Origin of the sequence: Polycladomyces subterraneus, from assembly GCF_030433435.1 — a bacterium.
GTDB lineage: Bacteria > Bacillota > Bacilli > Thermoactinomycetales > JIR-001 > Polycladomyces > Polycladomyces subterraneus.
In genome coordinates, this window is record NZ_JANRHH010000047.1 from 215,711 (window position 1) to 241,781 (window position 26,071).

Below are 26,071 nucleotides of genomic sequence, written 5' to 3' on the forward strand. Positions count from 1 at the left end.
CAGGGATACAGGAAAGAGAGAAAACGGGAGGGACAAGCCATGTTGGAGTTTGATATGGAAATTGAACAAATTGCTCAGATAAAAGTAGTCGGAGTAGGAGGCGGCGGCAGCAACGCGGTGAATCGCATGATCGAAGCCGGCGTCCAAGGGGTGGAATTTATCGCGGTCAACACCGATGCTCAAGCACTGAACCGATCTAAGGCACCGGTCAAAATGCAGATCGGGGAAAAGCTGACACGGGGACTGGGGGCCGGAGCCAATCCGGAGATCGGTAAAAAGGCGGCGGAGGAAAGCCGTGAGAGCTTGGAAAACGTGTTGAAAGGCGCGGACATGGTGTTCGTTACCGCTGGAATGGGTGGCGGAACCGGAACGGGAGCGGCTCCCGAAATCGCTGCCATCGCCCGTGAACAAGGCGCGTTGACCGTCGGTGTGGTCACCCGTCCATTCACCTTTGAGGGACGCAAGCGTTCCCTACAGGCTGATCAAGGGATTGCTGCCTTGAAGGAAAAAGTGGATACGCTGATCGTCATCCCCAATGATCGTCTGCTGGAAATCGTGGATAAAAACACCCCGATGTTGGAAGCGTTTCGTGAAGCCGACAATGTGTTGCGTCAAGGGGTGCAGGGTATCTCGGATTTGATTGCGGTTCCTGGCCTGATTAACCTCGATTTTGCGGACGTGAAGACGATTATGACCGAACGCGGTTCCGCACTCATGGGAATCGGGATGGCCGCCGGGGAAGGACGTGCGGCCGAAGCGGCCAAAAAAGCAATCTGCAGCCCGCTGTTGGAAACTTCGATCGATGGGGCGCGCGGCGTTTTGATGAACATCACGGGTGGAACAAACCTGAGCCTGTACGAAGTAAATGAAGCGGCTGACATCGTGGCTTCCGCTTCCGATCCGGAAGTGAACATGATTTTTGGTGCGGTGATCAATGAAGACCTGAAGGATGAGATCATCGTCACGGTGATAGCCACCGGATTCGATCACAAACAGCAGGAAAAAACACCTGGAAAACCGCAATTCCGGTTGGAAGAAGAAACCGCTGCATCCAAATTGGATATCGTGACGTACAATTCACAAGAGGACAATTTGGATATCCCCACCTTCCTGCGTCATCGGCGGAAAAAATAAGACCGATCTGCCGGATACAAACGGTAAGTATAGAAAAGAGGAGGCTATTGCCTCCCTCTTTTCTTGTTCCCAAGTTTCGAGATACGCCCAACCGACTGGGGATTCAGCCGGCTGACACACCACCGTCCACTGTCATGATGTGTCCGGTGATGTAGGAAGCTTCGTCCGAACACATCCAGATGACCGTGTGGGCAATATCGATGGGCTTCCCGATGCGACCTTGCGGAATTCGTGTTCGATACTGTTGTTTGGTAATACCAGTTGTATGAAATACCTGTCCCAGCATCGGGGTGAGAACAGCTCCGGGGCAAACGGCATTGATGCGGATGTTGGATTGGGCGTATTCCAGTGCGGCCGATCTGGTGAGACTGATCACTCCGGATTTGCTCGCCGCGTAAACCGCCGCTTGGGGTGTTCCCCTCAAACCATTGACCGAAGCGATATTCACGATCACACCGCCCCCCTGCATCTGCATCTGACCAATTTGATGCTTCATGCAGAGCCAAACCCCTTTGAGGTTGATCGACACGATAGAATCAAACTCATCCTCGGTGATTTCAGCAACGGGTGCCAGTTTGCCACCGATCCCCGCGGCGTTACAAGCAAAATCCAGTCTTCCGAAGCGGTCCACAGCAGTCTGCACCATGCTCCTCACTTGTCCATCCACACTGACATCTGCTTGAACTGCGATCGCTTCGCCGCCCCCATGCTCAATCATCTCTTTTGTCTCTTCAATCGTTTCATGTGTACGGCCGACCACGACCACCTTGGCCCCTTTTCGTGCAAAAGCCAAGGCAGTAGCACGGCCGATACCTGAACCACCACCTGTAACCAGTGCAACTCGTCCGGCAAATGACTGCATGAAAATTCCCTTCCTTTCCCCTGAACGAATTCTCAATCCGATGGCGGATTCCTCCGACAGTTTTCGCTCCTTCCCATTGACTGATCCGCTTTTCTTTGTCCGTTCGACGAAAAAAGTGATTCCCAGGCGGCAAGTTTCAACAGACTTTGAAATAAGGATTAGTATATACTGTTTTCACATTGGACGAGAGGGGATGAAGACATGGTCATCTATGCGGACATGGTCTTCCTCCTCAACCTGTTTATCGACTTTACACTGTTGCTGTTGACCTCGGCTATCCGCAGGCAACGGGTTCCGTTTTGGAGGATGAGTTGCGGTGCCCTGCTCGGGGCGGTGTATTCCATCCTGCATTTGTGGCCACAATTTGCTTTTACCTACACCTTTCCGGCAAAAGTGCTGTTTTCTATTCTCATGGTGGGCGTGACATTTGGTTATCCCACCCCGGTTGCGTTTGTACGTAGTTTGGGGGTTTTTTACACCACCTCGTTTGTGATTGGTGGTGGTATGTTCGCGCTTCACTATGTGATGACGGGAGAGGGAACAGTTGCCGGTGGGATCTTTCTGTCCCAATCCACCGGCTGGGGGTCACCGGTCTCCTGGTTGTTTGTATTGGTCAGTTTTCCGTTTGTGTGGTTGTATGCACGCGTATCGTTCCGCTCTTTGCAACATCGGCAAGCGATCCATTCTTATTTGACACCTGTGGCAATCTGGATCGGCGAACACCGATTGGAGTGCGTCGGCTTGATCGACACCGGCAATCAACTGCGGGATCCGATCAGCCGTGCACCTGTGATGATGGTGGAACTGGAGCGGATCCAGACATATCTTCCCGAAGCGTTGACGGAGATGGTCCGGACCAAGGCATGGCATCAACACTGGGATCGCCTGACTGCAGAGTGGGTGACCCGGGTGCGGTTGGTGCCCTTTCGTGGGGTCACAGCTGAAGGAGAGATGATGGTGACGCTGAAACCGGACCGTGTAGAAATCCGTCAACAACAGGATTGGGTTGCCGCCGGAAAAGTGTTGGTCGGACTGGATCCGGGCAGATTGTCATCCGACGGCACGTATCATGCCATCATCCATCCTTCCTGTTTGCCGCAAGCAGGGTAGGTTTTTCATTCTTTCATCATCAAGTATACAAAGGAGGATGAGCCGTGACAGGGGAGCGACATCGGATGTGGGTCAAGTGGAAGCTGGTATTGCAACTGTTTTGGTACCGGTTGCTGATGCAGATTGGCCTAAAGGGGGAAGAAGTCTATTATATCGGCGGAAGTGAAGCACTGCCACCGCCGCTTACACGGGAAGAGGAAGAGCATCTGCTAGAGCGTCTACCAGGGGGAGATGCTGCCGTCCGCGCCATGCTGATCGAGCGGAATCTCCGGTTGGTGGTTTACATTGCTCGCAAATTCGAGAACACAGGCATTCATATTGAGGATCTGGTATCCATCGGCACAATCGGTTTGATCAAGGCAGTCAACACATTCGATCCGGGAAAAAAGATCAAACTGGCCACCTATGCCTCACGATGCATTGAGAACGAGATTCTCATGTTTTTGCGGCGTAACAACAAGATCCGTTCGGAAGTATCCTTCGACGAGCCTTTGAATACGGACTGGGACGGCAACGAGTTGCTGTTGTCCGATGTGATGGGAACGGAGAATGACACGATCTACCGAAACATTGAAGAACAAGTGGACAGGAAAATTTTGCGTGCCGCCTTGGCCAAGTTGTCCGAACGGGAACGAACGATCATGGAGCTCCGCTTTGGACTCAATGGAGGAGAGGAGAAAACGCAAAAGGACGTGGCCGATCTCTTGGGTATTTCGCAATCTTACATCTCACGGCTGGAAAAGCGGATTATCAAGCGGCTACGAAAAGAATTTAATAAAATGATTTGAAATATATGCCAAAGATGGATGGATTATAAAAAACCTTTCTCAGGAGATACTGTTCATACATGCTTCCTGAGGAGGGAACCCCATGGCGCGGAACAAGGTAGAAATCTGCGGAGTGGATACATCCAAACTACCGGTATTAACCAACCAGGAGATGCGTGTACTGTTTCGGCAGTTACAGGCTGGGGATCGATCCGCCAGGGAGAAGTTGGTAAACGGCAATCTCCGTTTGGTACTCAGTGTGATCCAACGATTCAACAACCGGGGAGAAAATGTGGATGATCTGTTTCAGGTCGGTTGCATCGGCATGATGAAGGCCATTGACAATTTCGATCTCGGACAAAACGTCAAATTTTCCACGTACGCCGTTCCGATGATCATCGGTGAAATTCGCCGCTACTTGCGGGACAATAATCCCATTCGCGTGTCGCGCTCTCTACGGGATATCGCGTTCAAAGCGCTGCACGTAAGGGATACGCTCACCAACCGGCATTCCCGTGAACCTACTGTACAGGAGATTGCGGAAGAGCTGAACGTACCCAAGGAAGACGTGGTATTTGCACTTGATGCGATTCAGGACCCGGTGTCATTGTTTGAACCTATTTATCAGGACGGCGGAGATCCAATCTATGTGATGGATCAGTTGAGTGACGACAAGGAGAAGGATTTCAAATGGGTGGAGGAGATCGCCCTCCGCGAAGCGATGAACAAGTTGAACGAACGGGAAAAATTGATTTTGTCCATGCGTTTTTTTGAGGGGAAAACCCAGATGGAAGTGGCCGATGAGATCGGAATTTCCCAAGCACAGGTCTCTCGACTGGAAAAAGCCGCTATTCATCAGATGCAAAAATTTGTCCAATGAATCACTGACCGACGTCACCACCTTACCGCCCGAAAAGGGCGGTTTTTTGTGTGGCCAGACCAAGGGAGTGTCTGTATTTCATAAAGGGACATTGTTTTCCCGTTCGTAAAGTACGGCAACCCTTCATAAGAGGTGTTGAAAGCAGACACACCACTGTACATATTGCCTCCCTGTCTCATATATATAAAGTAACGTTGACTTTGCGATGAAGGGGGATCACCCCGTGATCAAAATCTCCGAGTTGCAGGCCAAAGATGTGGTAAATGTTCAGGACGGACAAAAACTGGGGCAAATCCACGATGTGGAGATCGATTTGAAGATGGGTCAGATTAAGGCGATTGTGGTGCCGGCGGAAAGCCGGCTGTTCGGTCTTTTTTCCGGAGGGAAAGAGTGGGTCATTCCATGGCGGCAAATCGTGAAAATCGGAACGGACGTCATCTTGGTGCGATTACATTCCACCACGTCACCCCACGAATATTATGACAACCCCTCTTCTTCACAGCCGCCGTTTTTGCCACCGTCACCTGAGGATTGACAGATAAGAGTCTCTTTGTCTCTTCACCGAAATGTGGTAATATGGTGAGAGGAGGGGAGCGAATGGAACCATTTCAGTTTCACGATGGTGCTGGCGTTCCCTGCTTTTTCCTTTCCAAGTGGGAAAAGGAATTTCCTCACCTGTCGGTAGGGATGAGCGCCAGAGGAAGTGGCAAAAATTATGCTCTCCACGTGGAGGATGATCCCGATCGTGTCATCGTCAATCGAAAAGCGTTGGCGAAGGCGTTGAATCTGCCGTTTTCGTGGTGGACCTGCGGTGAACAAGTCCATGGCGTGGCCATCCGGGAAGTTCGTGCAGAGGATCGGGGACGTGGAAGTGATTCCCGCCAAACGGCCTTCGCTGATACGGATGGCTTGGTGACCAAGTCGTCCGGTGTTTGGTTGACTTCTTTTTATGCCGATTGTGTACCACTGATTTTCTACAGCCCTGATGCCGACGTGATCGGCATCGCCCATGCGGGGTGGCGTGGTACAGTGGGCGGGATCGGCCCGCGGATGGTGCGTCGTATGGTGCAGATGGGAGCCGATGTCGGCCGTATCCGCGCAGCGATTGCACCGTCGATCGGGGGGTGTTGTTACGAAGTGGAGGATCGGGTGGCCAATGCTTTGCTGGAAGTTTTGCCATCCGTGTCCAATGACATCTTGAAACCGACTCAATCCGGAAAATGGAAGTTGGATTTGCGATTGGCCAATCGGGAAATGTTGCTTTTGGAAGGAATTCTGCCGGAGCATGTGGAATTGACGCATTGGTGCACCAGCTGTCATCCAGAATATTTTTTTTCGTACCGGCGTGATAAAGGAAAAACAGGACGCATGGTGGCATGGATCGTGAAACGGGACGGGAGAGATGGCTGATGGACGAGTTGCGGCAACGTTGGGAACAGATCAGGGAAACCATTGCTACCGCTTGCGCCCGGGTTGGTCGTGACCCCAACGAAGTGCGCGTGGTCGCGGTCACCAAATATGTGGATTTGGACACCACCCGTGCAGTATTGGATGCGGGAATCGAAGACATCGGCGAAAGCCGGGCGCAGGAAGCCGTACCCAAATATGAAGCGCTTGAAGGTCGGGGAGTGTGGCATTTCATCGGTCACCTGCAACGGAACAAGGTGAAGGACGTCATCAGTCGATTTACATATATTCATTCCCTCGACCGATATTCGCTGGCGAAGGAGATCCAGTCCCGCGCAGAAAAAGCGGACAAGCAGGTGAAGTGCTTCATCCAGGTCAATGTGTCCGGTGAAGAGAGCAAGCACGGTATCGCACCTGAGGAGTTGACGGATTTCGCCCGCGAAGTGGTGGAGACATGTCCTCGTATTCAAGTTGTGGGATTGATGACAATGGCGCCTAAAACGGATCAACCCGAGGAGGTCCGTCCGTTTTTCCGGCGATTGAAACAGTTACAGGTCGAGTTGCAAAAGCTCGGGGACACCCGATTGAAGGTCCCGCATTTGTCCATGGGCATGTCGCAGGACTATCCCATCGCCGTCGAAGAAGGCGCAACATTCCTGCGTCTGGGATCGGTGTTGGTGGGGCGGCAGAAGTAAGACGGCCGGTGAGGAGGCGATTTTGATTGAGTTTCATCCAACGGGTGATGAACTTTTTCGGGATCACAGAGGATGATGTGGTGGAATACCATGAGGAGGACGCCGAGTCGGTATTGACAAGGGAACGTGGCGGGCATGTGGTATCGTTGCACACCCAGAAAAACATCCGTGTGATGCTGATAGAACCCCGCACCTACGAAGATGCTCAAGAAATCGCCGACAATATCAAAAGCCATCGCCCGGTCGTCGTCAATTTGCAGCGCGTGAGCAAGGATCAAGCTGTCCGGATTGTGGACTTTTTGAGCGGAACGGTGTATGCACTGGGTGGGAACATCCAAAAATTGGGCCCCAACATCTTTATGTGCACACCGGCCAATGTAGACGTGCAAGGAACCATATCGGATTTGGTATCCGATGACGCCAAAGAACTGCTGAGGTGAACGAATGAACGCAGTGTATGAGTTGGTTCATTGGGGTTTTTACCTCTACTATATCCTGATCATCATTTATATTTTGCTCTCGTGGGTTCCCCAAGCGCGAGAGACGCCGATCGCTTATTTTTTGGCACGGTTGGTGGAGCCGTACCTGTCCATTTTCAGAAATTTGATCCCTCCCTTTGGCATGTTGGACATCTCCCCGATCGTGGCCCTGATCGCGCTCCATTTCATGGAGTACGGCGTTTTCTACATCCTGAGCTTGGTGATCGGCTGGCTGACATGAATCGCGAAGCGTTGTTCGCTCATTTTCGACCGGAGGAACGACCATTCGCGGAGAGGGTCCTGGATTGGGTTTACCGAGCTGCGGAGAAGTATCAACCTGTGCAGACACCGTTTTTGGACCCTCGCCAGCAGTTTATCGTCCGGTCCTTGGTCAATCGGGAGCCGGATATCGGGGTGTGGTCCGACGGAGGGTATGAAGGAGCGGAACGGTGTCGCATGTGGGTGCATCCCCCTCATTTCCCACCGGACGAATTGCCGTCCGGTTTGGCTTTTCTTGCCATTCGCCCGCTTTCGGGAAAAGAGCTGAAGCACCCAGACGTATTGGGTTCCTTGCTGGGATTGGGGATCAAGCGTGAGAAGTTGGGGGATCTGCTTCTGCATTCGGAAGGCTGCCATGCGATCGTAGCGGATGAATTGGCCGATTATATCAGATTACAATTAAGCCGTGTCGGCAGGGAGACGGTATCCGTCGAGGAGATCGGCCGGGAGGATTTGGTGATCCCGGAACGCGAGGCGATCGCTCAGTCCATCACGGTAGCGTCGCTTCGTGTGGATGCCGTGTGCGCCGAAGGTTTCCGCCTCTCTCGCTCTAAAGCGGCACAGTCGATTAAGAGCGGCAAATGCAAAGTGAACTGGAAGGTCGTTGATAACCCTGCCGAAACGGTTGCCGAACAGGATATGATCTCGCTTCGGGGATTCGGTCGCCTGCTTGTGGAAAAGATAGATGGGAGGACAAAAAAGGGGAGGTTCTGGGTCGAAGTCCTGAAAATGAGATAAACCATATACAAACAATCCCATTATTAGCAATAAACTTTTCTCCAATGTGACAAGTAGAGGTAGCTTTCCGGAAGGATTTTTGTTAGTATTGTCGAATAGAGAGGAGAAGCAATCTATTGAGGAGGTGCCGGCTATGCCGCTTACGCCTTATGATATACACAATAAGGAATTCAGCCGATCTTTCCGTGGTTACGATGTAGATGAAGTAAACGATTTTTTGGATCAGATCATTAAAGACTTTGAATTCCTGATCCGCGAAAAGCAGCAGCTGGAAGAACAAGTGGAAGAATTGCAGGCAGAATTGGAGCGGTTAATGGAACAACAAACCATGTCTCCGGTCCAAGCTCCTCAGCCGCAATCGCCGCAGCCGCCGCAGCCGCGTTATCAACCCGAACCGATGTACCAACAGCCGTCCGCGGCCGCGTTGACCTCGATGGAACAAAGTATCCACAAATCGATCCGCGTGGCCCAGGAAGTGGCCGAAGAAGTGCGGTTGAACGCGAAGAAGGAAGCGGAACTGATCGTGCAGGAAGCGGAGAAAAATGCCGACCGCATCATCAACGAAGCGTTGCAAAAAGCGCGCGCCATCCACAGCGAGTTGGTCGGCCTGAAGCAAAAAGCGACGATTTACCGCGCCCGTTTCCGTACGTTGGTGCAATCTCATTTGGATATTCTGGAGAATAGCGATTGGGAGTCTCTCGAGGAGCTGGAAGAAGGACTGGAGGAAACTGGCAAACAACTGGAGCAATTGGCCCAACCGTCTGAACCGGATATGGAAGAAGAGGAGCTCCATCACGATTTCGATGAATATCATCATAACCATCATGAAGAGTACCAAGATCCGATGGATCAACATGAACCCTCTTATCAGCTGGAAGAAGAGGACGAACCGCGTCGTGAATTGCGTCGCACGTCTCGTAAGCTGAAGAAGAAAGCGATGTTTTAATCGTCAGGAAGCAAGACATCATAGGTCATGGAGGATTCAGGAAGTACATATGCCTTCCTTATGGCTGCGATGATGTGTTGCTTCGTGAGGAGAATTTTTCTAGAATAAACGAACATTGTCATCGGCGAAGAACGGGAAGAGTAGGCGGATGTGTCCGTGTGACAGCGAATTAGGGATGGTGCGAGCCTAATCCGGACCTCCGTTCCGAAAATCCCCCGGGAGCCGTCGCCCGAAATCACGAGTGACGAGAGTAGGGTGGACCGTGTCATTCCCGTTAACGAATGAGAGAGTGGGCCGTTTTTGGCGACAAAATCGGCTCATTAGGGTGGTACCACGGGAACCTTCTCGTCCCTAGCGGATGAAGAAGGTTTTTTATTTTGGAAGAAGAGTGAGGTGACCTATATGGATTACAGCAAAACGCTACATCTGCCGAAAACGGATTTCCCCATGCGGGCTAATCTGCCCAAACGGGAACCGGATTGGCAAAAATGGTGGGATGAGATTGATCTGTATCGGAAAACACGTGAAAAACGAAAAGGCCGTCCGAAATTCATCCTGCACGACGGACCGCCGTACGCCAACGGCGACATCCATATCGGCCATGCGTTGAATAAAATCTTGAAGGACATCATCGTCCGGTTTAAAAACCTGCAAGGATATGATGCCCCGTATGTCCCAGGATGGGACACACACGGACTGCCCATCGAGCACGCCATCATCACCAAAAAAGGGGTCAACCGCAAAGAGGTGGATCCTGTTACATTCCGCGAGTTGTGCAAGGAATACGCTCTGTCGTTTGTGGAAAAACAAAAAGCGCAATTTAAGCGCCTGGGCGTGCAAGGGGATTGGGAAAACCCGTACATTACCTTGAAACCGGAATATGAAGCGGAACAGGTGCGCGTTTTCGGTGAAATGGTCCGCAAAGGCTTTATTTATCGCGGGCTGAAGGCGGTATATTGGTCTCCTTCTTCGGAAACGGCTTTGGCGGAAGCGGAGATCGAATACAAGGACAAGCGTTCGCCTTCCATCTATGTGGCGTTCCCGGTGCAGGACGGAAATGGCGTGTTGCCTGAAGCCAACACGGCGGTCGTCATCTGGACCACCACCCCGTGGACGATCCCAGCCAACCTGGGTATTGCCATTCATCCCGATTTCCAGTACACCCTGGTCAAGGCGGGAGACCGACAATTGCTGATGGCAGATGAATTGGTGGATCAAGTGATGAAGACTTGCGGCATCACCGATTACGAACGGGTAGGTTCGTGGAAGGGGAGCGAACTGGAAGGCGTTGTATGCCGTCATCCTTTCTACGACCGGAAATCCCCGGTGGTTCTGGGCGATCACGTGACGTTGGATGCGGGTACCGGTTGCGTTCACACGGCTCCTGGCCACGGAGAAGAGGACTTCCTCCTCGGGCAAAAATACAATTTGGGCGTATTGTGTCCCGTGGATGAAAAAGGCCGGATGACGGAGGAAGCCCCCGGATTTGAAGGACTGTTTTACGACGACGCCAACAAAGCGGTGACACAGAAGCTGGAAGAAGTGGGCGCCTTGTTGAAATTGTCGTTTATCACCCACCAATACCCCCATGATTGGCGGACGAAAAAGCCGGTGATCTTCCGGGCGACCTATCAATGGTTCGCTTCGATCAACGGATTCCGCGAACAGATGCTGGAAGCGATCCGGAAAGTGAAATGGACGCCTGCTTGGGGAGAAAACCGTTTGCACAACATGATCGCAGACCGCGGTGATTGGTGCATTTCTCGGCAACGCGTTTGGGGCGTTCCGCTGCCCATTTTCTATTGCGAACAATGCGGAGAGCCTTATATCACCGAAGAATCGATCGAGCACATCGCTGCCCTGTTTGCACGGGAAGGCTCTTCTGTTTGGTATGCAAAAGATGTCGACGAGCTGTTGCCGGATCAAGCGGCTTGTGAATCCTGCGGCCACACTTCATTCCGCAAAGAAACGGATACGATGGATGTATGGTTCGATTCCGGTTCGAGCCACCGGGCTGTTTTGAAACAACGGGAAGAACTCCAGTGGCCGGCCGACATGTATTTGGAAGGATCGGACCAGTATCGCGGATGGTTTAACTCGTCGCTGTCGACGGCAGTGGCCACGACCGGGCAGGCACCGTACCGGGAAGTGTTGAGCCACGGGTTCACGTTGGATGGCGAAGGGCGGAAAATGTCCAAGTCACTCGGCAATACGATTGAGCCGCAAAAAGTAATTCAACAATACGGTGCGGACATTCTGCGTCTGTGGGTGGCTTCGGTCGATTATCAGGCCGATGTACGTGTCTCCGATGAGATTTTGAAGCAAATCGCGGAGGCGTATCGAAAAATCCGCAATACATTCCGCTTCCTGCTGGGGAACCTGGCCGATTTCGATCCGGCGAAGGACAGTGTCCCTGTTGAAAAATGGCCGGAGTTGGATCGATTCGCCTACATTCAGCTCCAACGGCTGATCGAGCGAGTCACACGGGCTTATGAGGCGTACGAGTTCCATCAAGTGTACTATGCGATCCATCATTTCTGCACCGTGTTTTTGAGCCAGTTCTATTTGGATGTGTTGAAGGATCGCCTGTACACATTGCCTGCCGATGCCGAAACACGACGGGCTTCGCAAACTGTGCTGTATCGTATGCTGACCACCCTCAACCCGCTGATCAGCCCGATTCTGCCGCATACGGCGGAGGAAGTGTGGCAACACACACCGGGCAAAACGGAAGAAAGTGTTCATCTGACCGATCTGCCGCAAGTGGATCGTAGTGTTTTGGACGATACATTGGAGAAAAAATGGAATGCCTTCCTCGAGGTACGTGACGTTGTGCTGAAAGCGTTGGAGGAAGCGCGGCAAAACAAGGTGATCGGTAATTCGCTAGGTGCGTCCGTACACCTGTATCCGGATGAAGGCACGCATCGGTTGTTGTCGGAGATTGAAGATCTATCCGCCTTGTTCATCGTCTCCCACACCGAACTGCATGCACCCGGTACCGAACCGGCAGAGGGTGCTGTGGTCGGGAAAGGAATCGCAGTCAAGGTGGAAGTGGCGCCGGGCGAAAAATGTGAGCGTTGTTGGGTGGTAACACCGACAGTGGGGCAGGATCCGGATCATCCGACGATTTGTGCCCGTTGTGCGGAAATCGTGCGGAAGTTGGATACCGGCATAGCGTGATCATGAGCGGAAAGAATCTAGGGTGTGTGTCTGGCCATTTTTCCGCAAGGGGACCATGTTTTTCCGGTTGAGCAATAACCTAAGCCCAGCCGAGCGAAGACCCGAAAGCGTAGGCATAAGCGAAGCGTACTTTGCTCTGTCCTGTGCTCCGTGGAGCGGAACGGACAGTATTCACCAGACACGCTTCTAGTGGCAAGGTCTCCTGCTAAGCGACGTCCCAACACTGCGGCATTCTCAAGCTGTTTCCCGTTAAGCGGGAAACAGCTTTTTTATTTTGGAATCGCCTTTTTTTGTATGCAACAACGTTCGACGTCATGGAGAAGCTATTGGAAAAGGTTCGGAGGGATGGATGTGGGGGAACGTGTACAGGGAAACCGCCGTTGGTTCGGGCGGATCGACAGACAGTTGAAGATCCTGGCTCGTCGGCTGGAGGCGACTGAGATTGCGGAATATGTACAGTTGTTAAATCACCCGCTCCGTCTGATCCTGATCAACATCTTCACCGGCATAGCACGCGGTATCGGGATTGCGATCGGATTTACCCTGTTCGCTGCATTCATCGTGTATGCCCTGCAAAGAATCGGGGCACTCAACCTCCCTGTCATTGGTAATTTTGTCGCGGAAATCGCCAAGATCGTCCAGGCAGAATTGGATTTAAACCGGCCCACATATTGAAAAGGAGGCAACTTCTCCATGACGGAAGCACAACAGTCCGCGTTGCGGGCGCAATTGCTGGAGGAAAAACGTCGTTTGCAAGAGCGGCTTACTAGCAATGATCATTTCGGAATGTCAAAAGGGATGAACGATTCCATCGGTGAGTTGTCGGGCTATGACAATCATCCCGCTGATATCGGCACGGAGCTGTACGAACGGGGTAAGGATTTGGCGTTGAATGAGGCCGCCGAACACCAGTTGGAGGAGATCGAGCTGGCATTATTGCGCATGGAAGATGGTACGTATGGTCGATGCGTCGTATGCGGGGACCCGATTCCCTACGAGCGGCTAGAAGCGGTACCCGCCACCGCCTATTGCAAGGAACACCAACCGGGCGGAGATGTCTCCCACCGCCGGCCAGTAGAAGAACAAGTGATTCACCCACCTTTCGGTGAGCATTTTAACGACGGGAATGAGGAAAGAAGCGCTTATGATGCCGAGGATGCATGGCAGGAAGTGGAGCGTTACGGTACATCCAACCCGCCGGACTATTTCCGCGATGGCGAGAGCTACAATGAGTTGACAATCGATCACGATGAAAAACGGGGTTATATTGACGACTTCGAAGGTTTCACGATTACGGATGCACACGGCAATACTGAAGAGATTACGGACATCACGCACAATGAAGCCTATGAACGCGCAGAGGAGTCATGGGAAAAACGGCGGAAAAAATGACTCCATCATGATCGGACATCTATTCGTCCTGTTGATTTGAAGTTTTTCTATGAGATGGTTCGGTTTTTCGCTTGTTGCTCTGCACTCGTTCAAATCCCTGTCATTGTGTCCGCCCATTCCACTGTGCTACAATCAATGGAAGATGCAGGCATGGACGTGCGAAGGGACAGGAGGAAAACATTTGGTGTTACGGTATTATTTGATCGCAATAACCGTGTTAGTGATCGACCAACTGACCAAATGGTTGGTTGCGACCAAAATGTCGCTATATGAGTCCATCCCCCTGATTCAAGGGGTGTTTTACATCACATCTCATCGTAACCGCGGGGCGGCATTCGGCATCCTGCAAAATCAGCAGTGGTTGTTTATCACTGTGACGTTGGTTGTCATCACTTTTTTGCTGGTGTATTTGCACCGCTTGGGTAGGGAACGAGCCGGTGCTTCGTGGTCGTTTGCCCTCATTTTGGGGGGAGCGGTCGGTAATTTGCTGGATCGGGTACGCCTCGGGGAAGTCGTCGACTTTTTTGACTTTCGGTTGATCCATTACCCCATCTTCAATGTGGCTGATTCCGCCATTGTCATCGGTGTCATTCTGTTGGTGATCGACACGTTCCGTCAAGGGAACGAATCGGAAGAATCGGCGGCGAAAGCGAGTGCGACCGATGATTGAGGAAGAAACCCGCATCGTATGGCGGGCGGATGAATCGGCTGAAGGGGAGCGGATCGACAAGGCGGTTACTTCTTTGGATGACGACTGGTCCCGCTCTGCAGTTCAAGCATGGATCAAAGAAGGACGGGTCACGGTCAACGGTCGAACGGTGAAAGCCAATTACCGATTGGAGACGGGGGACGAGGTGATCGTCTCCGTCCCGCCGGTAGAGGAGTTGGCGGTGGAACCGGAACCGATTCCGTTGGACGTGCGGTATGAAGATGAAGACGTCATCGTCGTGAACAAACCGCGGGGCATGGTGGTTCACCCGGCGCCGGGTAACACCTCTGGCACACTTGTGAACGCGTTGCTGGCCCACTGCCAAGACCTGTCCGGAATTGGTGGCGTGGCGCGTCCGGGCATCGTTCACCGCATCGACAAAGATACGTCGGGACTATTGATGGTGGCCAAGAACGACATGGCCCATCAATCGCTGGCAGCGCAGTTGAAGGAGCACAGTGTGGATCGCATATATCTCGCCATTGTGCACGGCAACATACCGCACAGTCGTGGAACGGTTGATGCACCGATCGGACGGGACCCGCATGACCGCAAAAAAATGGCGATCAACCACAAAAACGGCAAGCCGGCCGTCACCCATTTTGCCGTGTTGGAGCACTGGCAACAAGCGTCTTTGATCGAATGCAAGCTGGAGACGGGGCGTACCCATCAAATCCGGGTACATATGGCCTCCATCGGCCACCCGTTGATCGGTGATCCGGTTTATGGACCTAAAAAGAACCGGTATCCGATCCAGGGACAGGCCCTGCACGCTAAAGTGCTGGGCTTTGACCATCCCCGTACCGGTCAACGAATTCGTTTGGAAGCGGAGCTGCCGGAGGATATGGAAAAATTAATTAGCTTATTTCGCGCGGAAAATCATTGAAATGGGATTGACATTCGGTACCCGATCGTTCATAATACGGGGGAACACTAATAGGGCCTTTTAAATCCAGTCCCGTGAGGCTGGCAAGGGCGCGGCTAACCATCATCGGACTTCTGATTCCTGTTTCGTGAAGGAACGCCAACAGCGCTTCTTGCCCGGCCCGGGTGAGAAGCTTTTTTTGTGCCAAGGAGGGATTCGTCATCGAAGCGAAAACCATTTTGGATGAGGCGGCGATTCGGCGGGCACTGACCCGTATCGCACACGAGATTCTGGAACGGAACAAAGGCGTGGAAAATACGGTGCTTGTCGGAATTCGAACGCGGGGCATCTATCTGGCTCGGCGTTTGAGTGAGCGCATTCAGCAAATTGAAGGAGTCAGCGTTCCGGTAGGAGAGTTGGACATCACCCTGTACAGGGATGATTTGACTGAAAAAGCGGAGCAACCGGAAGTGCGGGGTTCTGAGATCCCGGTAGAGATTCACGGCAAAAAGGTGATTCTCGTCGATGACGTTCTCTACACCGGGCGGACGGTTCGCGCGGCGATGGATGCTTTGATCGATATGGGGCGGCCGCGCATGATCCAACTGGCGGTCCTGATCGACCGCGGTCACCGCGAATTGCCGATACGGCCGGACTATGTCGGCAAAAACGTCCCCACTTCTCAGAACGAACTGGTGGCGGTTCTGCTTCAGGAATCAGACGGACTTGATGCGGTGGAAATCCGGAAACAACCGAAAAAATAATGAATCTGAAAAAACAGGATCCACCCTTTAAAGACGGTCCCGTGAGGCCGGCAAGGGGAGGCAGTGCCATTCGTGTGCGCATGGGGCGCGAAACCTCTTTGCCGGCTTGGGCAAAGAGGTTTTTTTATCGGTCAAAAGGAGGAGAAATGGATGAAACGGAACATGGTGTTGGATGTACACGAACGTCCCCAGGCACTCAAATGGCTGGCGCTCAGTCTGCAACACTTGTTTGCGATGTTCGGCGCGACCATTCTCGTGCCGTTGTTGACGGGACTAGAACCGTCAGTGGCACTTTTGTCGAGCGGGATCGGGACGATCGCCTACCTCATCGTCACGAAAGGAAAAATACCCGCCTATCTCGGCTCTTCCTTCGCTTTCATCATTCCGATCATCACTGTGTCCAAAGCCGAGGGTGTGGGTGCAGCGCTGTTCGGATGCTTTCTTTCTGGCCTGGTGTACGGTGTGGTCGCATTGGCCGTTTCCAAATACGGGGTTGGCTGGTTGGACCGCTTGCTGCCCCCGGTCGTGATCGGTTCGATCATCATCGTGATCGGGTTGGCCCTGGCCGGAGTGGCCGTTGATATGGCCAGCACGACGAAAGTGGTACAGGAAGTGCCCAAAACCGCGCAGGCATTGTCCGCCTTGCCAGGGAAAGTGGAAAGTGTGGACCCTCAAGCGGGTACGGTGACATTGAAAGTGTACTCGCTCAAACACTTCGGTGTGGCGATGGCGACGCTGGCGATCGCGATTTTGGCCAGCTTGGTGTTCCGGGGGTTCCTCAATTTGATCCCGGTGTTGGTGGGGATTGTGGGTGGCTATATCGTAGCGTATTTTGCCGGACTTGTTGACTTGACTCCCGTTAAGCAAGCCAGCTGGTTCGCGCTTCCGGATTTCCACACCCCGACCGTCTCGTGGAAAGCGGCGTTTGTGATCGTGCCGGTCACGCTGGTTACCCTGACCGAGCATATCGGCCACCTGATGGTGACCTCTAGCATCATGGACCGGGATTTGGCGAAAAATCCGGGATTGCACCGGTCTCTGCTGGGTGACGGCGTAGCCACTTCGATCGCCGCAATGATCGGCGGGCCTCCGAGCACCACATATGGAGAAAACATCGGGGTGATGGCGATCACGCGCATCTTCAGCGTTTGGGTGATCGGCGGTGCGGCCGTGTTTGCGATGGCGTTTTCCTTCATAGGAAAATTGTCCGCGCTGATTTCCACCGTTCCGCCGGCGGTGATGGGTGGCGTCTCCATCCTCCTGTTCGGCATCATCGCTTCGGCCGGCTTGAGGATGCTGGTGGAAAACGGTGTTGACTTCAATGATCGGCGCAACCTGGTGATCGCTTCGGTGGTGCTGGTGATCGGTGTTGGCGGTGCCGCACTGAAATTGGTGGGCATCCATCTGGAGATTGAAGGAATGGCGTTGGCGACGCTGGTCGGGATGTTTCTCAATCTGGTGCTGCCAAAGAACGGCGAGCGAACAGAAGAATCGGATGATACCCAAGGTGAACTGGCGGTTAACCGGCCGGTTTCCGGATAAAAAGGTTCCTTTAATCCAGTCCCGTGAGGCTGGGAAGGAGCGGCACAGCCGAGCTGCACCCTTTTGGCAGGGTGCGGATTGGTGGGGGCTCCTCCCATCCATTTGGGTGGAGCCTTTTTACATAACATGAGGAGGGGAGCAGGATGAACATCGCCGTTCGATCCAACGATACCAATCTGATCGACACCAACGGATTGTCCCGAAGCGAGTTGATGGACATTTTGGAACGGGCTCGTTTTTACGAAAACCAAAAGGGGATGGTACCGCCGCGTTATCTCGGGCGGTTTGCCGCCAACCTGTTTTTCGAACCGAGCACGCGGACGCGGTTTTCCTTTGAGGTAGCGGAGAAACGTCTGGGCTTGGAAGTGTTGAATTTCTCGGAGGAAACTTCCAGCACCGTTAAGGGAGAAACATTGGCCGACACGTTGAAAACCTTGGCTGCCATCGGAGTGGAAGTGGCGGTGATCCGTCATAGCCAGTCCGGGATCGCAGAAGAAATGGTCAAACAAAACAACGGTGTCCGATTGGTCAATGCCGGAGACGGCCACAATGCCCATCCGACCCAGGCACTGCTGGATCTCTACACTTTGCACAAACACTTCGGAGATTTGAACGGATTGCGTGTGGCCATCATCGGCGACTTGCGCCACAGCCGGGTAGCGCGTTCCAATCTGTGGTCGCTGACCACGATGGGAGCCGAGGTGGTGTTCAGCGGACCAGAAACGATGCGGGCGCCGGATCTGGAAGAACACGCGCCGTATCTGCCGATCGACGAAGCGATTGCACAGGCAGATGCCGTGATGATGCTCCGGGTGCAACTGGAGCGGCACCGCGAACGGTTGTTTACCACTAGAGAAGCATACCATCAGCATTACGGACTGACGTTGGAGCGGTTTGCACGCATGCGGGATCATGCGGTGATCCTGCACCCCGGACCGGTCAACCGGGATGTGGAGTTGGCGGACGAGCTGGTGGAGCATCCGCGCTCCAAGGTGTTTGAGCAGATGAAGAATGGCGTATGGGTTCGCATGGCGGTGTTGGAACGTGTTCTAGAAGGGGGAAATCTGTGATGAACCACATCCTGCTGAAAAACGGACGGATCTTGGATGAGAAAACGGGGGAAATGGCTCCGGCGGATGTGCGGATTGAAAACGGCGTGATTGCGGCCGTCGGTCGGGAGTTGCCGGAGTCGGGTGCGGAGACGGTCGATGTGGCCGGACGGCTGATTGTGCCCGGATTGATCGATATGCATGTCCATTTGCGCGAACCGGGGTTCGAACATAAGGAAACGATCGCGACGGGAACGGCTGCAGCGGCCAGAGGCGGCTTTACGACGGTGGCCTGCATGCCCAACACACGGCCGGTGGCGGATTCCCCCGAAGTGATCGGTCGCATCCGCGAGACGGCGCACCGGGAGGGACGGGTGCGTGTCCTGCCCATCGCCGCAATTACCAAACGGGAGCTGGGTGAAGAGTTGACCGATTTTGCCGCTTTGAAGGAAGCGGGTGCGATCGCCTTGTCCGACGACGGTGTGGGTGTGCAGAGCGCCCGCATGATGAAACAAGCGATGGCGTGGGCGTGCGAGCTGGACCTGCCCATCGTCGCCCATTGCGAAGACAATTCACTGGCCAAGGGTGGTTGCGTCCATGACGGGATCTTCGCCGCCAAACTCGATCTTCCCGGTATTCTCGGATCGGCCGAAGCGGTGCATGTCGCCCGGGATATCGTCTTGGCCGAGGATACGGGGGTCCATTACCACGTGTGCCATATCAGTGCCAAAGCGTCGGTCGATCTCGTCCGGATGGCCAAACAAAAAGGGTTGCGCGTAACGGCGGAAGTGACGCCGCATCATCTGCTCCTGAGCGACGAAGACATTCCGGGGCCGGACCCGATGTATAAAATGAATCCTCCTCTGCGCTCCGCCGAAGATCGGGCCGCATTGCTGGAAGCGCTGAAAGACGGCACGATCGACATCATTGCCACCGACCACGCTCCGCATACGGCGGAAGAAAAGGCGATGGGCATCCGGCAGGCACCGTTCGGGATCGTCGGGCTGGAAACAGCGTTTCCGCTGCTATATACCCGACTGGTGTTGACTGGTCATCTGACCTTGGCACAGCTGGTGGAGAAATTGACGCGCCGTCCGGCGGAATTGTTCGGTTTGCCCTGGGGAAGGCTGGCTGAAGGACAAACCGCGGACATCACTGTGATCGACTTGGATGAAGAAAGGACGATCGATCCGGACAACTTCGTCTCCAAAGGGAAAAACACACCGTTTGCCGGGTGGAGGGCCAAAGGATGGCCTGTCTTGACCTTGGTGAAGGGACGTGTGGCGTGGCGCGAGTCGGTTGATTTGGTGCGAAACGGGCAGTGAGTTCAAGAAGTGGAGGGAAACAGATGAAGGCACGATTGTTGCTGGAAGATGGAACGTGGATGGAAGGGGTCTCTTTCGGCGCCACGGGCGAGACAGTGGGCGAAGTGGTGTTTACGACTGGAATGAGCGGATACCAGGAAGTGTTGACCGATCCCTCGTACTGCGGGCAGATCGTGACAATGACATTCCCGTTGATCGGCAATTATGGGATCAACCGTGACGACATGGAAACCCTGCGCCCGTTTGTCCGGGGGTTCATCGTGCGGGAATACGCGGAACACCCCAGCAACTGGCGGTGTGAGACAGCGATTGACGATTGGCTGAAAGAATGGGGCATCATCGGGATTGCTGGCGTGGATACCCGGATGCTAACGCGTAAGATCCGCGTGCACGGCACGATGAAAGGACTGATCAGCACGGGGAATGAGCCGATCGAAGTGTTGCAGGAACGGCTGAATGTGCCGCTTCGTCGTGACCAGGTGGCCCAGGTGAGTACCAAAAGTATCTATACGGCTCCAGGTTATGGTAAACGGGTCGTGCTGATGGATTTCGGTGCGAAATATGGCATCCAGCGGGAATTGGTGCGGCGGAATTGCGATGTGATTGTAGTTCCGTGGAACACGACGGCCGAGGAAATCGACCGTTTCCATCCGGACGGTATTTTGCTCTCCAACGGCCCAGGTGACCCCAAAGATGTGCCGGAGGCGGTGGAGACCGTTCGACGCCTGTTAGGTCGCTATCCGATCTTCGGCATCTGCCTGGGACACCAACTGCTGGCGTTGGCCTGCGGTGCGGATACGGTCAAGATGAAGTTTGGTCACCGGGGTTGCAACCATCCGGTGAAGGAACTGGCCACCGGAAAAACAGTCATTACCTCACAAAACCACGGCTACACTGTGCGCGCCGAATCGTTGGCGGGTACCGGCCTGGAAGTGACGCACATCGCGCTGAATGACGGAACGGTGGAAGGGTTGCGTCACACGGTATACCCGGCATTTTCGGTGCAATACCACCCGGAAGCAGCACCCGGACCGGTCGATCCCAACTACCTGTTCGACCAGTTTCTCGACTTGATGGAGACACACCGCCAACGAGCGAGCAAGGAGGGAATACAGCATGCCTAAAGATCCCAGCCTGAAAAAAATTCTCGTCATCGGTTCCGGTCCTATCGTCATCGGTCAGGCGGCGGAATTCGACTACGCAGGAACGCAAGCGTGCCGTGCGCTGAAAGAGGAAGGGTTGGAAGTGGTGTTGGTCAATTCCAACCCGGCGACGATCATGACCGACACGGAAATGGCGGACAAGGTGTACATCGAGCCGATTACACCTGAATTTTTGATTCAAGTGATCCGCAAAGAGCGCCCGGACGGGCTATTGCCGACTCTGGGCGGACAGACCGGACTGAACATGGCGGTTGAACTGGCCAAGCGGGGCGTGTTGGAAAAAGAGGGTGTCCGCTTGTTGGGAACGGAACTGCACGCGATCACGTGTGCGGAAGACCGGGAGCAGTTCCGGGCATTGATGAAGGAGATCGGCGAACCGGTGCCGGAAAGTGAAATCGTTCACTCGGTGGAAGAAGCGGTCCGTTTCGCCGGTGAGACCGGCTACCCGGTGATTGTGCGGCCGGCGTATACACTGGGCGGCACGGGAGGCGGAATCGCCCATTCGGAAGCGGAACTGCGAGAAATCGTGGAAAATGGACTGCGCTACAGCCCTATTCACCAGTGCCTGATCGAAAAGAGTATCGCCGGCTACAAGGAGATCGAATATGAAGTGATGCGTGACGCGGCCGACCACAGCATCGTTGTCTGCAACATGGAAAACTTCGATCCTGTCGGCGTCCACACTGGCGACAGCATCGTGTTTGCGCCCACGCTTACGCTGGCCGACCGCGAGGTGCAGATGTTGCGGTCGTCCGCGCTCAAGATCATCCGGGCGCTGGATATTCGCGGAGGCTGCAACGTGCAGTTTGCACTCGATCCGCACAGCTTCCAATATTACGTGATCGAAGTGAACCCGCGTGTGAGCCGCTCCAGCGCACTCGCGTCCAAAGCGACCGGTTATCCCATCGCCCAGATCGCAGCCAAGATCGCCATCGGCTACACGCTGGACGAGTTGAAAAACCCGGTCACTGGACAAACATACGCGTGTTTCGAACCGACGCTGGACTATGTGGTCTGCAAAATCCCGCGTTGGCCGTTTGACAAATTCACCTCTGCCAACCGGAAGCTGGGCACGCAGATGAAAGCGACCGGCGAAGTGATGGCCATCGGCCGTACAGTGGAGGAGTCTTTGCTCAAAGCAGTCCGTTCGCTGGAAATCGGCATGGAAGACCTGGAGTTGCCAAGTGCGGCTCTCTTGACCCGCGAACAATTGGAAGAGCGATTGGTCCAACCGGATGATGAGCGATTGTTCCTCCTGGCGGAATGGTTGCGACGCGGGTACGGGTTGGAGCAAGCGGCGGAACTGACGCGCATCGACCGGTTCTTCCTGCACAAGATCGAAAACCTGGTCCGTTTCGAACGGGAGGTGCGTGAGCGTGGCTCGCTGGATGAGGACATGTTGCGGCAAGCCAAGCGGATGGGCTGGACCGACCGGACATTGGCCCGCTGGTGCGGGATGCAGGCAGAGGAAGTGCGCAGGCTTCGCAAAAAGTGGGGGATTCTGCCGGTGTACAAGATGGTGGACACCTGCGCGGCCGAATTTACGGCCGAGACGCCGTACTATTACTCTACCTACGAGCAGGAAGACGAAGTGGTGCTCAGCGGCAAACGGTCAGTGCTGGTACTCGGTTCCGGGCCGATCCGCATCGGTCAAGGCGTCGAGTTTGACTACGCCACGGTGCACGCCATCAAAGCATTGCGCGAAGCGGGGATAGAGGCGGTGATTCTGAACAACAACCCGGAAACGGTCTCTACCGACTTCAACATCTCCGATCGCTTGTACTTTGAACCGCTGCACATCGAAGACGTGTTACATGTCATCGACAAAGAGCAACCGATGGGCGTCATCGTACAATTCGGCGGACAAACGGCACTCAACCTGGCGCGTCATCTGGAAAAAGCGGGGGTTCCGATTCTGGGGACGCCGCTGGCGGAGATCGACCGGGCTGAGGACCGGGAAAAATGTGAGCAATTGCTGGCGTCGATCGGCGTGCCGCAACCGCCTGGCTATGCTGTCACCTCTACGGAGGAAGCGATGGAAAAAGCGAAAGAAATCGGCTTCCCCATGTTGGTGCGTCCCTCGTATGTGTTGGGTGGTCGAGCGATGGAGATCGTGTACAGCGAGAAGGAGCTCGTTTCCTACATGTCGGAAGCGGTCAAAGTCAACCCGGAACACCCGGTACTGATGGACCGCTACCTCAGGGGGAAAGAGCTGGAAGTGGACGCCATCGCCGACGGTGAAACGGTCTTGATCCCCGGTATTATGGAGCACATCGAGCGGGCGGGCGTTCATTCAGGTGATTCAATCGCCATCTATCCGGCCCAATCGATCACCGCATCGCAAAAAGAGCGACTGATCGAGATTACCACCCAGATTGCCCGTGCCCTTCAGATTCGCGGACTGGTCAATATCCAGTTTGTTTTACACCAAGACGATCTCTACGTGCTGGAAGTCAACCCGCGCGCTTCGCGGACGGTACCGTTCCTGAGCAAAGTGACGGGAATCCCGATGGCACAGGTAGCCACGCGCGTCATGTTGGGTGAATCACTGGCTGATCAGGGATACCCGAGCGGATTGTGGCCGGAGACCGGAGAGGTGGCTGTCAAGGTGCCAGTCTTCTCCTTCGCCAAACTGCGTCGCGTTGATGTGACGCTGGGGCCTGAGATGAAATCGACCGGCGAAGTGATGGGACGGGATCGCGACGCGGCACGAGCCATCTACAAGGGATTGTTGGCCGCTGGCATTTCGCTTCCACAATTCGGTACCGTCGTCGTCACCATCAGCGATAAGGATAAGGAGGAGGCACTCCCATTGATCCGCCGTTTCTCCGACCTAGGATACCGATTGGTGGCCACACACGGCACGGCGGACATGCTGGAGCGGGAAGGTTTGCCCGTAACACGGGTGAACAAGATCAAGGAAGGTTCACCGCACATCGTCGACCTGATCCGTCGGGGCGAAGCCGATTTGGTCGTCAACACGTGGACGCGCGGCAAAACGCCGCAACGTGACGGGTTCCGCATCCGGCGCGAAGCGGTGGAACACGGCATTGCCTGCCTCACGTCGCTGGATACGGTGGAAGCGCTCCTCACCACGCTGGAGTCGATCTACCTGACTGCGGACCCGATCGGTCAGCCGGTGACGGGTCGGAAGAAAATGGGTGTGCTGGTGGGCTAAATCCGGCACACCCGGAGAATATCAGATTCGGAAAGGAGACATCCGATGACAGCTTCAACCGGCCAATCCGTTCCCACCATCATCATCGCACTGGACTTGCCGACGCAGGATGCGGCCGAATCGTTCCTGTCACGGTGGCCCAGGGAGAAACGTCCGTTTCTCAAAGTGGGCATGCAGTTGTTTTACGCCACGGGTCCCGCATGGGTGGCCAGATTGAAAGAGCGGGGGTATCCGGTGTTTCTCGATCTGAAATTGCACGATATTCCCCATACTGTTTATCATGCCGTGAAATCTGTCGCCAACCTGGGAGTGGATATGCTCACCCTCCATGTGGGAGGCGGCGTCTCCATGATGGCCGCGGCGCGGGAAGCGGCAGAGGCGTCTGGAGCGGGCACCATGCGGTTGGTCGGCGTCACCCAACTCACATCCACTGATCGCCGGACGATGAACGAGGAGATCGGCATTCCGGGCACAGTGGGGGATTGCGTCCGGCGATATGCGGGGCTGGCTGCCCAAGCGGGCCTGCACGGGGTGGTTTGTTCCGGTTGGGAAGTGCCGATGGTCAAACAAGCCATGCGGGAAGCGAGCGTGGAAGGGATCGCGGTGGTGCCCGGCATCCGGCCACAGGGGGTAGCATCCGATGACCAGAAACGGGTGATGACACCGGAGCAGGCAGTACAGAACGGCGCTGATTATTTGGTGGTAGGCCGGGCTGTTTTGCGAGCGGATGATCCGGTGCGCGCATACGAACAGATCCAACAGGATATCACAAAAGCGAGGAGGATATGACGATGGCGTGGGATGTACGTGAAGCCATTCAGCGGACGGGCGTGTTGAAAGAAGGCCATTTCCTTCTCTCCTCCGGCCGGCACAGCGCCCAATACATGCAGTGCGCACAATTGTTGCAACACCCGGAGGAGGCGGAGCAGGCTGGAAGGGCACTGGCCAATCTGTTTCGGGATGAAAAGGTGGATTTGGTGATCGGACCGGCGTTGGGCGGTGTGATCATCGCCCACGAAGTGGCGCGGGCACTCGGGGTACGGTGTCTGTTCGCCGAACGACAAAACGGGGAAATGACTCTGCGCCGTGGCTTCAAAATCCAACCCGGCGAGCGTGTTCTTATCGTCGAAGACGTAGTGACCACGGGCGGATCGGTGATGGAAGTGGTGCGTCTGGTTCAAGCGGCGGGCGGACGGGTGGTCGGGATCGGCTCCATCGTCGACCGTAGTGGCGGCAGCACTCCGTTTGACGTGCCGTATCGGGCGTTGCTGCCGTATGAAATCCCCAGCTACAATCCAGAGGCATGCCCGTTGTGCAAGGAAGGCATCCCCGCGATCAAACCGGGCAGTCGCATGGTCAAGGCGGGGTGAGAAGGAAAGTGGGGGAGAACACGGATGTTCTCCCCAGGGTGTTGACTAAAAACTGTCATGAAGAGTAGGAAACCGTTTCCCGGCATTAGCGCCAGGTTACAGAGCGAAGGCGGGAAACGGCTTTCCACGAGGTTTTGTCAGCAGTCTTTTTCTTGACACTCCACACGGCTAAAGCCGTGGGATTCTTGAGTGGTAAAAGCCCTCAGTCCATTTCTGTTTCGAGCAACCCTCAAGCTA

General features: G+C 54.5%; 25 protein-coding genes and 1 other annotated feature. Of the genes, 24 read left to right on the top strand and 1 reads right to left on the bottom strand.

Annotated elements, in window-relative coordinates:
* Positions 1 to 39: 39 nt before the first annotated feature.
* The gene (gene ftsZ, locus NWF35_RS13950; protein WP_301239899.1) at positions 40 to 1,134 is read left to right on the top strand and encodes a cell division protein FtsZ; all 1,095 of its coding nucleotides are present in this window, start codon (positions 40 to 42) and stop codon (positions 1,132 to 1,134) included.
* A gap of 103 nt (positions 1,135 to 1,237) precedes the next feature.
* Here ftsZ and NWF35_RS13955 read toward each other — a convergent pair whose 3' ends face one another.
* The gene (locus NWF35_RS13955; protein ID WP_301239900.1) at positions 1,238 to 1,996 is read right to left on the bottom strand and encodes a glucose 1-dehydrogenase; all 759 of its coding nucleotides are present in this window, start codon (positions 1,994 to 1,996) and stop codon (positions 1,238 to 1,240) included.
* A 201-nt stretch (positions 1,997 to 2,197) separates the two neighbouring features.
* On the opposite strand from NWF35_RS13955, the gene spoIIGA reads away from it, so the two are divergent.
* The 23 genes from spoIIGA to pyrE all read left to right on the top strand — a co-directional run bounded on the left by spoIIGA (position 2,198) and on the right by pyrE (position 25,834).
* Entirely contained in the window at positions 2,198 to 3,106 is a 909-nt protein-coding gene (gene spoIIGA / locus NWF35_RS13960; RefSeq protein ID WP_301239901.1) for a sigma-E processing peptidase SpoIIGA, read from the top strand.
* Positions 3,107 to 3,171: 65 nt separating this feature from the next.
* Entirely contained in the window at positions 3,172 to 3,894 is a 723-nt protein-coding gene (gene sigE, locus NWF35_RS13965; RefSeq protein WP_301239966.1) for an RNA polymerase sporulation sigma factor SigE, read from the top strand.
* Positions 3,895 to 3,976: 82 nt separating this feature from the next.
* A complete protein-coding gene (sigG, locus tag NWF35_RS13970) occupies positions 3,977 to 4,753 on the top strand; it encodes an RNA polymerase sporulation sigma factor SigG (RefSeq protein WP_301239903.1) in 777 nt (258 codons plus the stop codon).
* Positions 4,754 to 4,976: 223 nt separating this feature from the next.
* The gene (locus NWF35_RS13975; protein ID WP_301239905.1) at positions 4,977 to 5,288 is read left to right on the top strand and encodes a YlmC/YmxH family sporulation protein; all 312 of its coding nucleotides are present in this window, start codon (positions 4,977 to 4,979) and stop codon (positions 5,286 to 5,288) included.
* A 62-nt stretch (positions 5,289 to 5,350) separates the two neighbouring features.
* A complete protein-coding gene (gene pgeF / locus NWF35_RS13980; RefSeq protein ID WP_301239907.1) occupies positions 5,351 to 6,163 on the top strand; it encodes a peptidoglycan editing factor PgeF in 813 nt (270 codons plus the stop codon).
* Complete coding sequence (locus tag NWF35_RS13985) at positions 6,130 to 6,855, top strand: YggS family pyridoxal phosphate-dependent enzyme (RefSeq protein WP_301239908.1); 726 nt, start codon at positions 6,130 to 6,132, stop codon at positions 6,853 to 6,855. Before pgeF ends, NWF35_RS13985 begins: the two co-directional genes overlap by 34 nt.
* A 26-nt stretch (positions 6,856 to 6,881) precedes the next feature.
* Positions 6,882 to 7,295, top strand: coding sequence for a cell division protein SepF (locus tag NWF35_RS13990; RefSeq protein WP_301239910.1), 414 nt, complete (start codon positions 6,882 to 6,884; stop codon positions 7,293 to 7,295).
* A 4-nt stretch (positions 7,296 to 7,299) separates the two neighbouring features.
* Complete coding sequence (locus NWF35_RS13995; RefSeq protein WP_435873904.1) at positions 7,300 to 7,575, top strand: YggT family protein; 276 nt, start codon at positions 7,300 to 7,302, stop codon at positions 7,573 to 7,575.
* Entirely contained in the window at positions 7,572 to 8,351 is a 780-nt protein-coding gene (locus tag NWF35_RS14000; RefSeq protein WP_301239911.1) for a YlmH family RNA-binding protein, read from the top strand. The genes NWF35_RS13995 and NWF35_RS14000 overlap by 4 nt, the downstream gene beginning before the upstream one ends.
* A gap of 133 nt (positions 8,352 to 8,484) precedes the next feature.
* Complete coding sequence (locus NWF35_RS14005) at positions 8,485 to 9,297, top strand: DivIVA domain-containing protein (RefSeq protein ID WP_435873905.1); 813 nt, start codon at positions 8,485 to 8,487, stop codon at positions 9,295 to 9,297.
* Between the two features lie 118 nt (positions 9,298 to 9,415).
* Positions 9,416 to 9,653, top strand: a binding site (T-box leader).
* 46 nt (positions 9,654 to 9,699) lie between these two features.
* Positions 9,700 to 12,477, top strand: coding sequence for an isoleucine--tRNA ligase (ileS, locus tag NWF35_RS14010; protein ID WP_301239914.1), 2,778 nt, complete (start codon positions 9,700 to 9,702; stop codon positions 12,475 to 12,477).
* A 351-nt stretch (positions 12,478 to 12,828) separates the two neighbouring features.
* Entirely contained in the window at positions 12,829 to 13,152 is a 324-nt protein-coding gene (locus NWF35_RS14015) for a DUF5665 domain-containing protein (protein ID WP_301239916.1), read from the top strand.
* Positions 13,153 to 13,170: 18 nt separating this feature from the next.
* Positions 13,171 to 13,869, top strand: a complete 699-nt coding sequence (locus NWF35_RS14020; RefSeq protein WP_301239918.1) for a TraR/DksA C4-type zinc finger protein — start codon at positions 13,171 to 13,173, stop codon at positions 13,867 to 13,869.
* 184 nt (positions 13,870 to 14,053) lie between these two features.
* Entirely contained in the window at positions 14,054 to 14,539 is a 486-nt protein-coding gene (gene lspA / locus NWF35_RS14025) for a signal peptidase II (RefSeq protein WP_301239970.1), read from the top strand.
* A complete protein-coding gene (locus tag NWF35_RS14030) occupies positions 14,532 to 15,464 on the top strand; it encodes an RluA family pseudouridine synthase (RefSeq protein WP_301239972.1) in 933 nt (310 codons plus the stop codon). The genes lspA and NWF35_RS14030 overlap by 8 nt, the downstream gene beginning before the upstream one ends.
* A gap of 164 nt (positions 15,465 to 15,628) precedes the next feature.
* Entirely contained in the window at positions 15,629 to 16,207 is a 579-nt protein-coding gene (pyrR, locus tag NWF35_RS14035) for a bifunctional pyr operon transcriptional regulator/uracil phosphoribosyltransferase PyrR (protein ID WP_435873906.1), read from the top strand.
* Between the two features lie 150 nt (positions 16,208 to 16,357).
* Positions 16,358 to 17,749, top strand: coding sequence for a uracil permease (uraA, locus tag NWF35_RS14040; RefSeq protein ID WP_301239919.1), 1,392 nt, complete (start codon positions 16,358 to 16,360; stop codon positions 17,747 to 17,749).
* Between the two features lie 143 nt (positions 17,750 to 17,892).
* Positions 17,893 to 18,819 carry an aspartate carbamoyltransferase catalytic subunit gene (locus NWF35_RS14045; RefSeq protein ID WP_301239921.1) on the top strand — a complete coding sequence of 309 codons (927 nt, stop codon included), beginning with the start codon at positions 17,893 to 17,895 and terminating at the stop codon, positions 18,817 to 18,819.
* Positions 18,819 to 20,123 carry a dihydroorotase gene (gene pyrC / locus NWF35_RS14050; RefSeq protein ID WP_301239923.1) on the top strand — a complete coding sequence of 435 codons (1,305 nt, stop codon included), beginning with the start codon at positions 18,819 to 18,821 and terminating at the stop codon, positions 20,121 to 20,123. The genes NWF35_RS14045 and pyrC overlap by 1 nt, the downstream gene beginning before the upstream one ends.
* A 23-nt stretch (positions 20,124 to 20,146) precedes the next feature.
* Positions 20,147 to 21,247 carry a glutamine-hydrolyzing carbamoyl-phosphate synthase small subunit gene (gene carA / locus NWF35_RS14055; RefSeq protein WP_301239924.1) on the top strand — a complete coding sequence of 367 codons (1,101 nt, stop codon included), beginning with the start codon at positions 20,147 to 20,149 and terminating at the stop codon, positions 21,245 to 21,247.
* Entirely contained in the window at positions 21,240 to 24,464 is a 3,225-nt protein-coding gene (carB, locus tag NWF35_RS14060; protein ID WP_301239926.1) for a carbamoyl-phosphate synthase large subunit, read from the top strand. The genes carA and carB overlap by 8 nt, the downstream gene beginning before the upstream one ends.
* 45 nt (positions 24,465 to 24,509) lie before the next feature.
* Complete coding sequence (pyrF, locus tag NWF35_RS14065) at positions 24,510 to 25,253, top strand: orotidine-5'-phosphate decarboxylase (RefSeq protein WP_301239928.1); 744 nt, start codon at positions 24,510 to 24,512, stop codon at positions 25,251 to 25,253.
* A 2-nt stretch (positions 25,254 to 25,255) separates the two neighbouring features.
* Entirely contained in the window at positions 25,256 to 25,834 is a 579-nt protein-coding gene (pyrE, locus tag NWF35_RS14070) for an orotate phosphoribosyltransferase (protein WP_301239929.1), read from the top strand.
* The last annotated feature ends 237 nt before the right edge of the window (positions 25,835 to 26,071 follow it).

Coding starts and splice junctions, on each gene's coding strand:
- NWF35_RS13985 (WP_301239908.1), top strand. CDS start 6,130: ATGGATCGTGAAACGGGACGGGAGAGATGGCTGATGGACGAGTTGCGG.
- sigE (WP_301239966.1), top strand. CDS start 3,172: ATGTGGGTCAAGTGGAAGCTGGTATTGCAACTGTTTTGGTACCGGTTG.
- pyrF (WP_301239928.1), top strand. CDS start 24,510: ATGACAGCTTCAACCGGCCAATCCGTTCCCACCATCATCATCGCACTG.
- sigG (WP_301239903.1), top strand. CDS start 3,977: ATGGCGCGGAACAAGGTAGAAATCTGCGGAGTGGATACATCCAAACTA.
- NWF35_RS14045 (WP_301239921.1), top strand. CDS start 17,893: ATGAACATCGCCGTTCGATCCAACGATACCAATCTGATCGACACCAAC.
- ileS (WP_301239914.1), top strand. CDS start 9,700: ATGGATTACAGCAAAACGCTACATCTGCCGAAAACGGATTTCCCCATG.
- pyrE (WP_301239929.1), top strand. CDS start 25,256: ATGGCGTGGGATGTACGTGAAGCCATTCAGCGGACGGGCGTGTTGAAA.
- NWF35_RS13955 (WP_301239900.1), bottom strand. CDS start 1,996: ATGCAGTCATTTGCCGGACGAGTTGCACTGGTTACAGGTGGTGGTTCA.
- NWF35_RS14005 (WP_435873905.1), top strand. CDS start 8,485: ATGCCGCTTACGCCTTATGATATACACAATAAGGAATTCAGCCGATCT.
- ftsZ (WP_301239899.1), top strand. CDS start 40: ATGTTGGAGTTTGATATGGAAATTGAACAAATTGCTCAGATAAAAGTA.
- NWF35_RS14000 (WP_301239911.1), top strand. CDS start 7,572: ATGAATCGCGAAGCGTTGTTCGCTCATTTTCGACCGGAGGAACGACCA.
- uraA (WP_301239919.1), top strand. CDS start 16,358: ATGAAACGGAACATGGTGTTGGATGTACACGAACGTCCCCAGGCACTC.
- carA (WP_301239924.1), top strand. CDS start 20,147: ATGAAGGCACGATTGTTGCTGGAAGATGGAACGTGGATGGAAGGGGTC.
- NWF35_RS13995 (WP_435873904.1), top strand. CDS start 7,300: ATGAACGCAGTGTATGAGTTGGTTCATTGGGGTTTTTACCTCTACTAT.
- carB (WP_301239926.1), top strand. CDS start 21,240: ATGCCTAAAGATCCCAGCCTGAAAAAAATTCTCGTCATCGGTTCCGGT.
- pyrC (WP_301239923.1), top strand. CDS start 18,819: ATGAACCACATCCTGCTGAAAAACGGACGGATCTTGGATGAGAAAACG.
- NWF35_RS14020 (WP_301239918.1), top strand. CDS start 13,171: ATGACGGAAGCACAACAGTCCGCGTTGCGGGCGCAATTGCTGGAGGAA.
- NWF35_RS14030 (WP_301239972.1), top strand. CDS start 14,532: ATGATTGAGGAAGAAACCCGCATCGTATGGCGGGCGGATGAATCGGCT.
- spoIIGA (WP_301239901.1), top strand. CDS start 2,198: ATGGTCATCTATGCGGACATGGTCTTCCTCCTCAACCTGTTTATCGAC.
- pgeF (WP_301239907.1), top strand. CDS start 5,351: ATGGAACCATTTCAGTTTCACGATGGTGCTGGCGTTCCCTGCTTTTTC.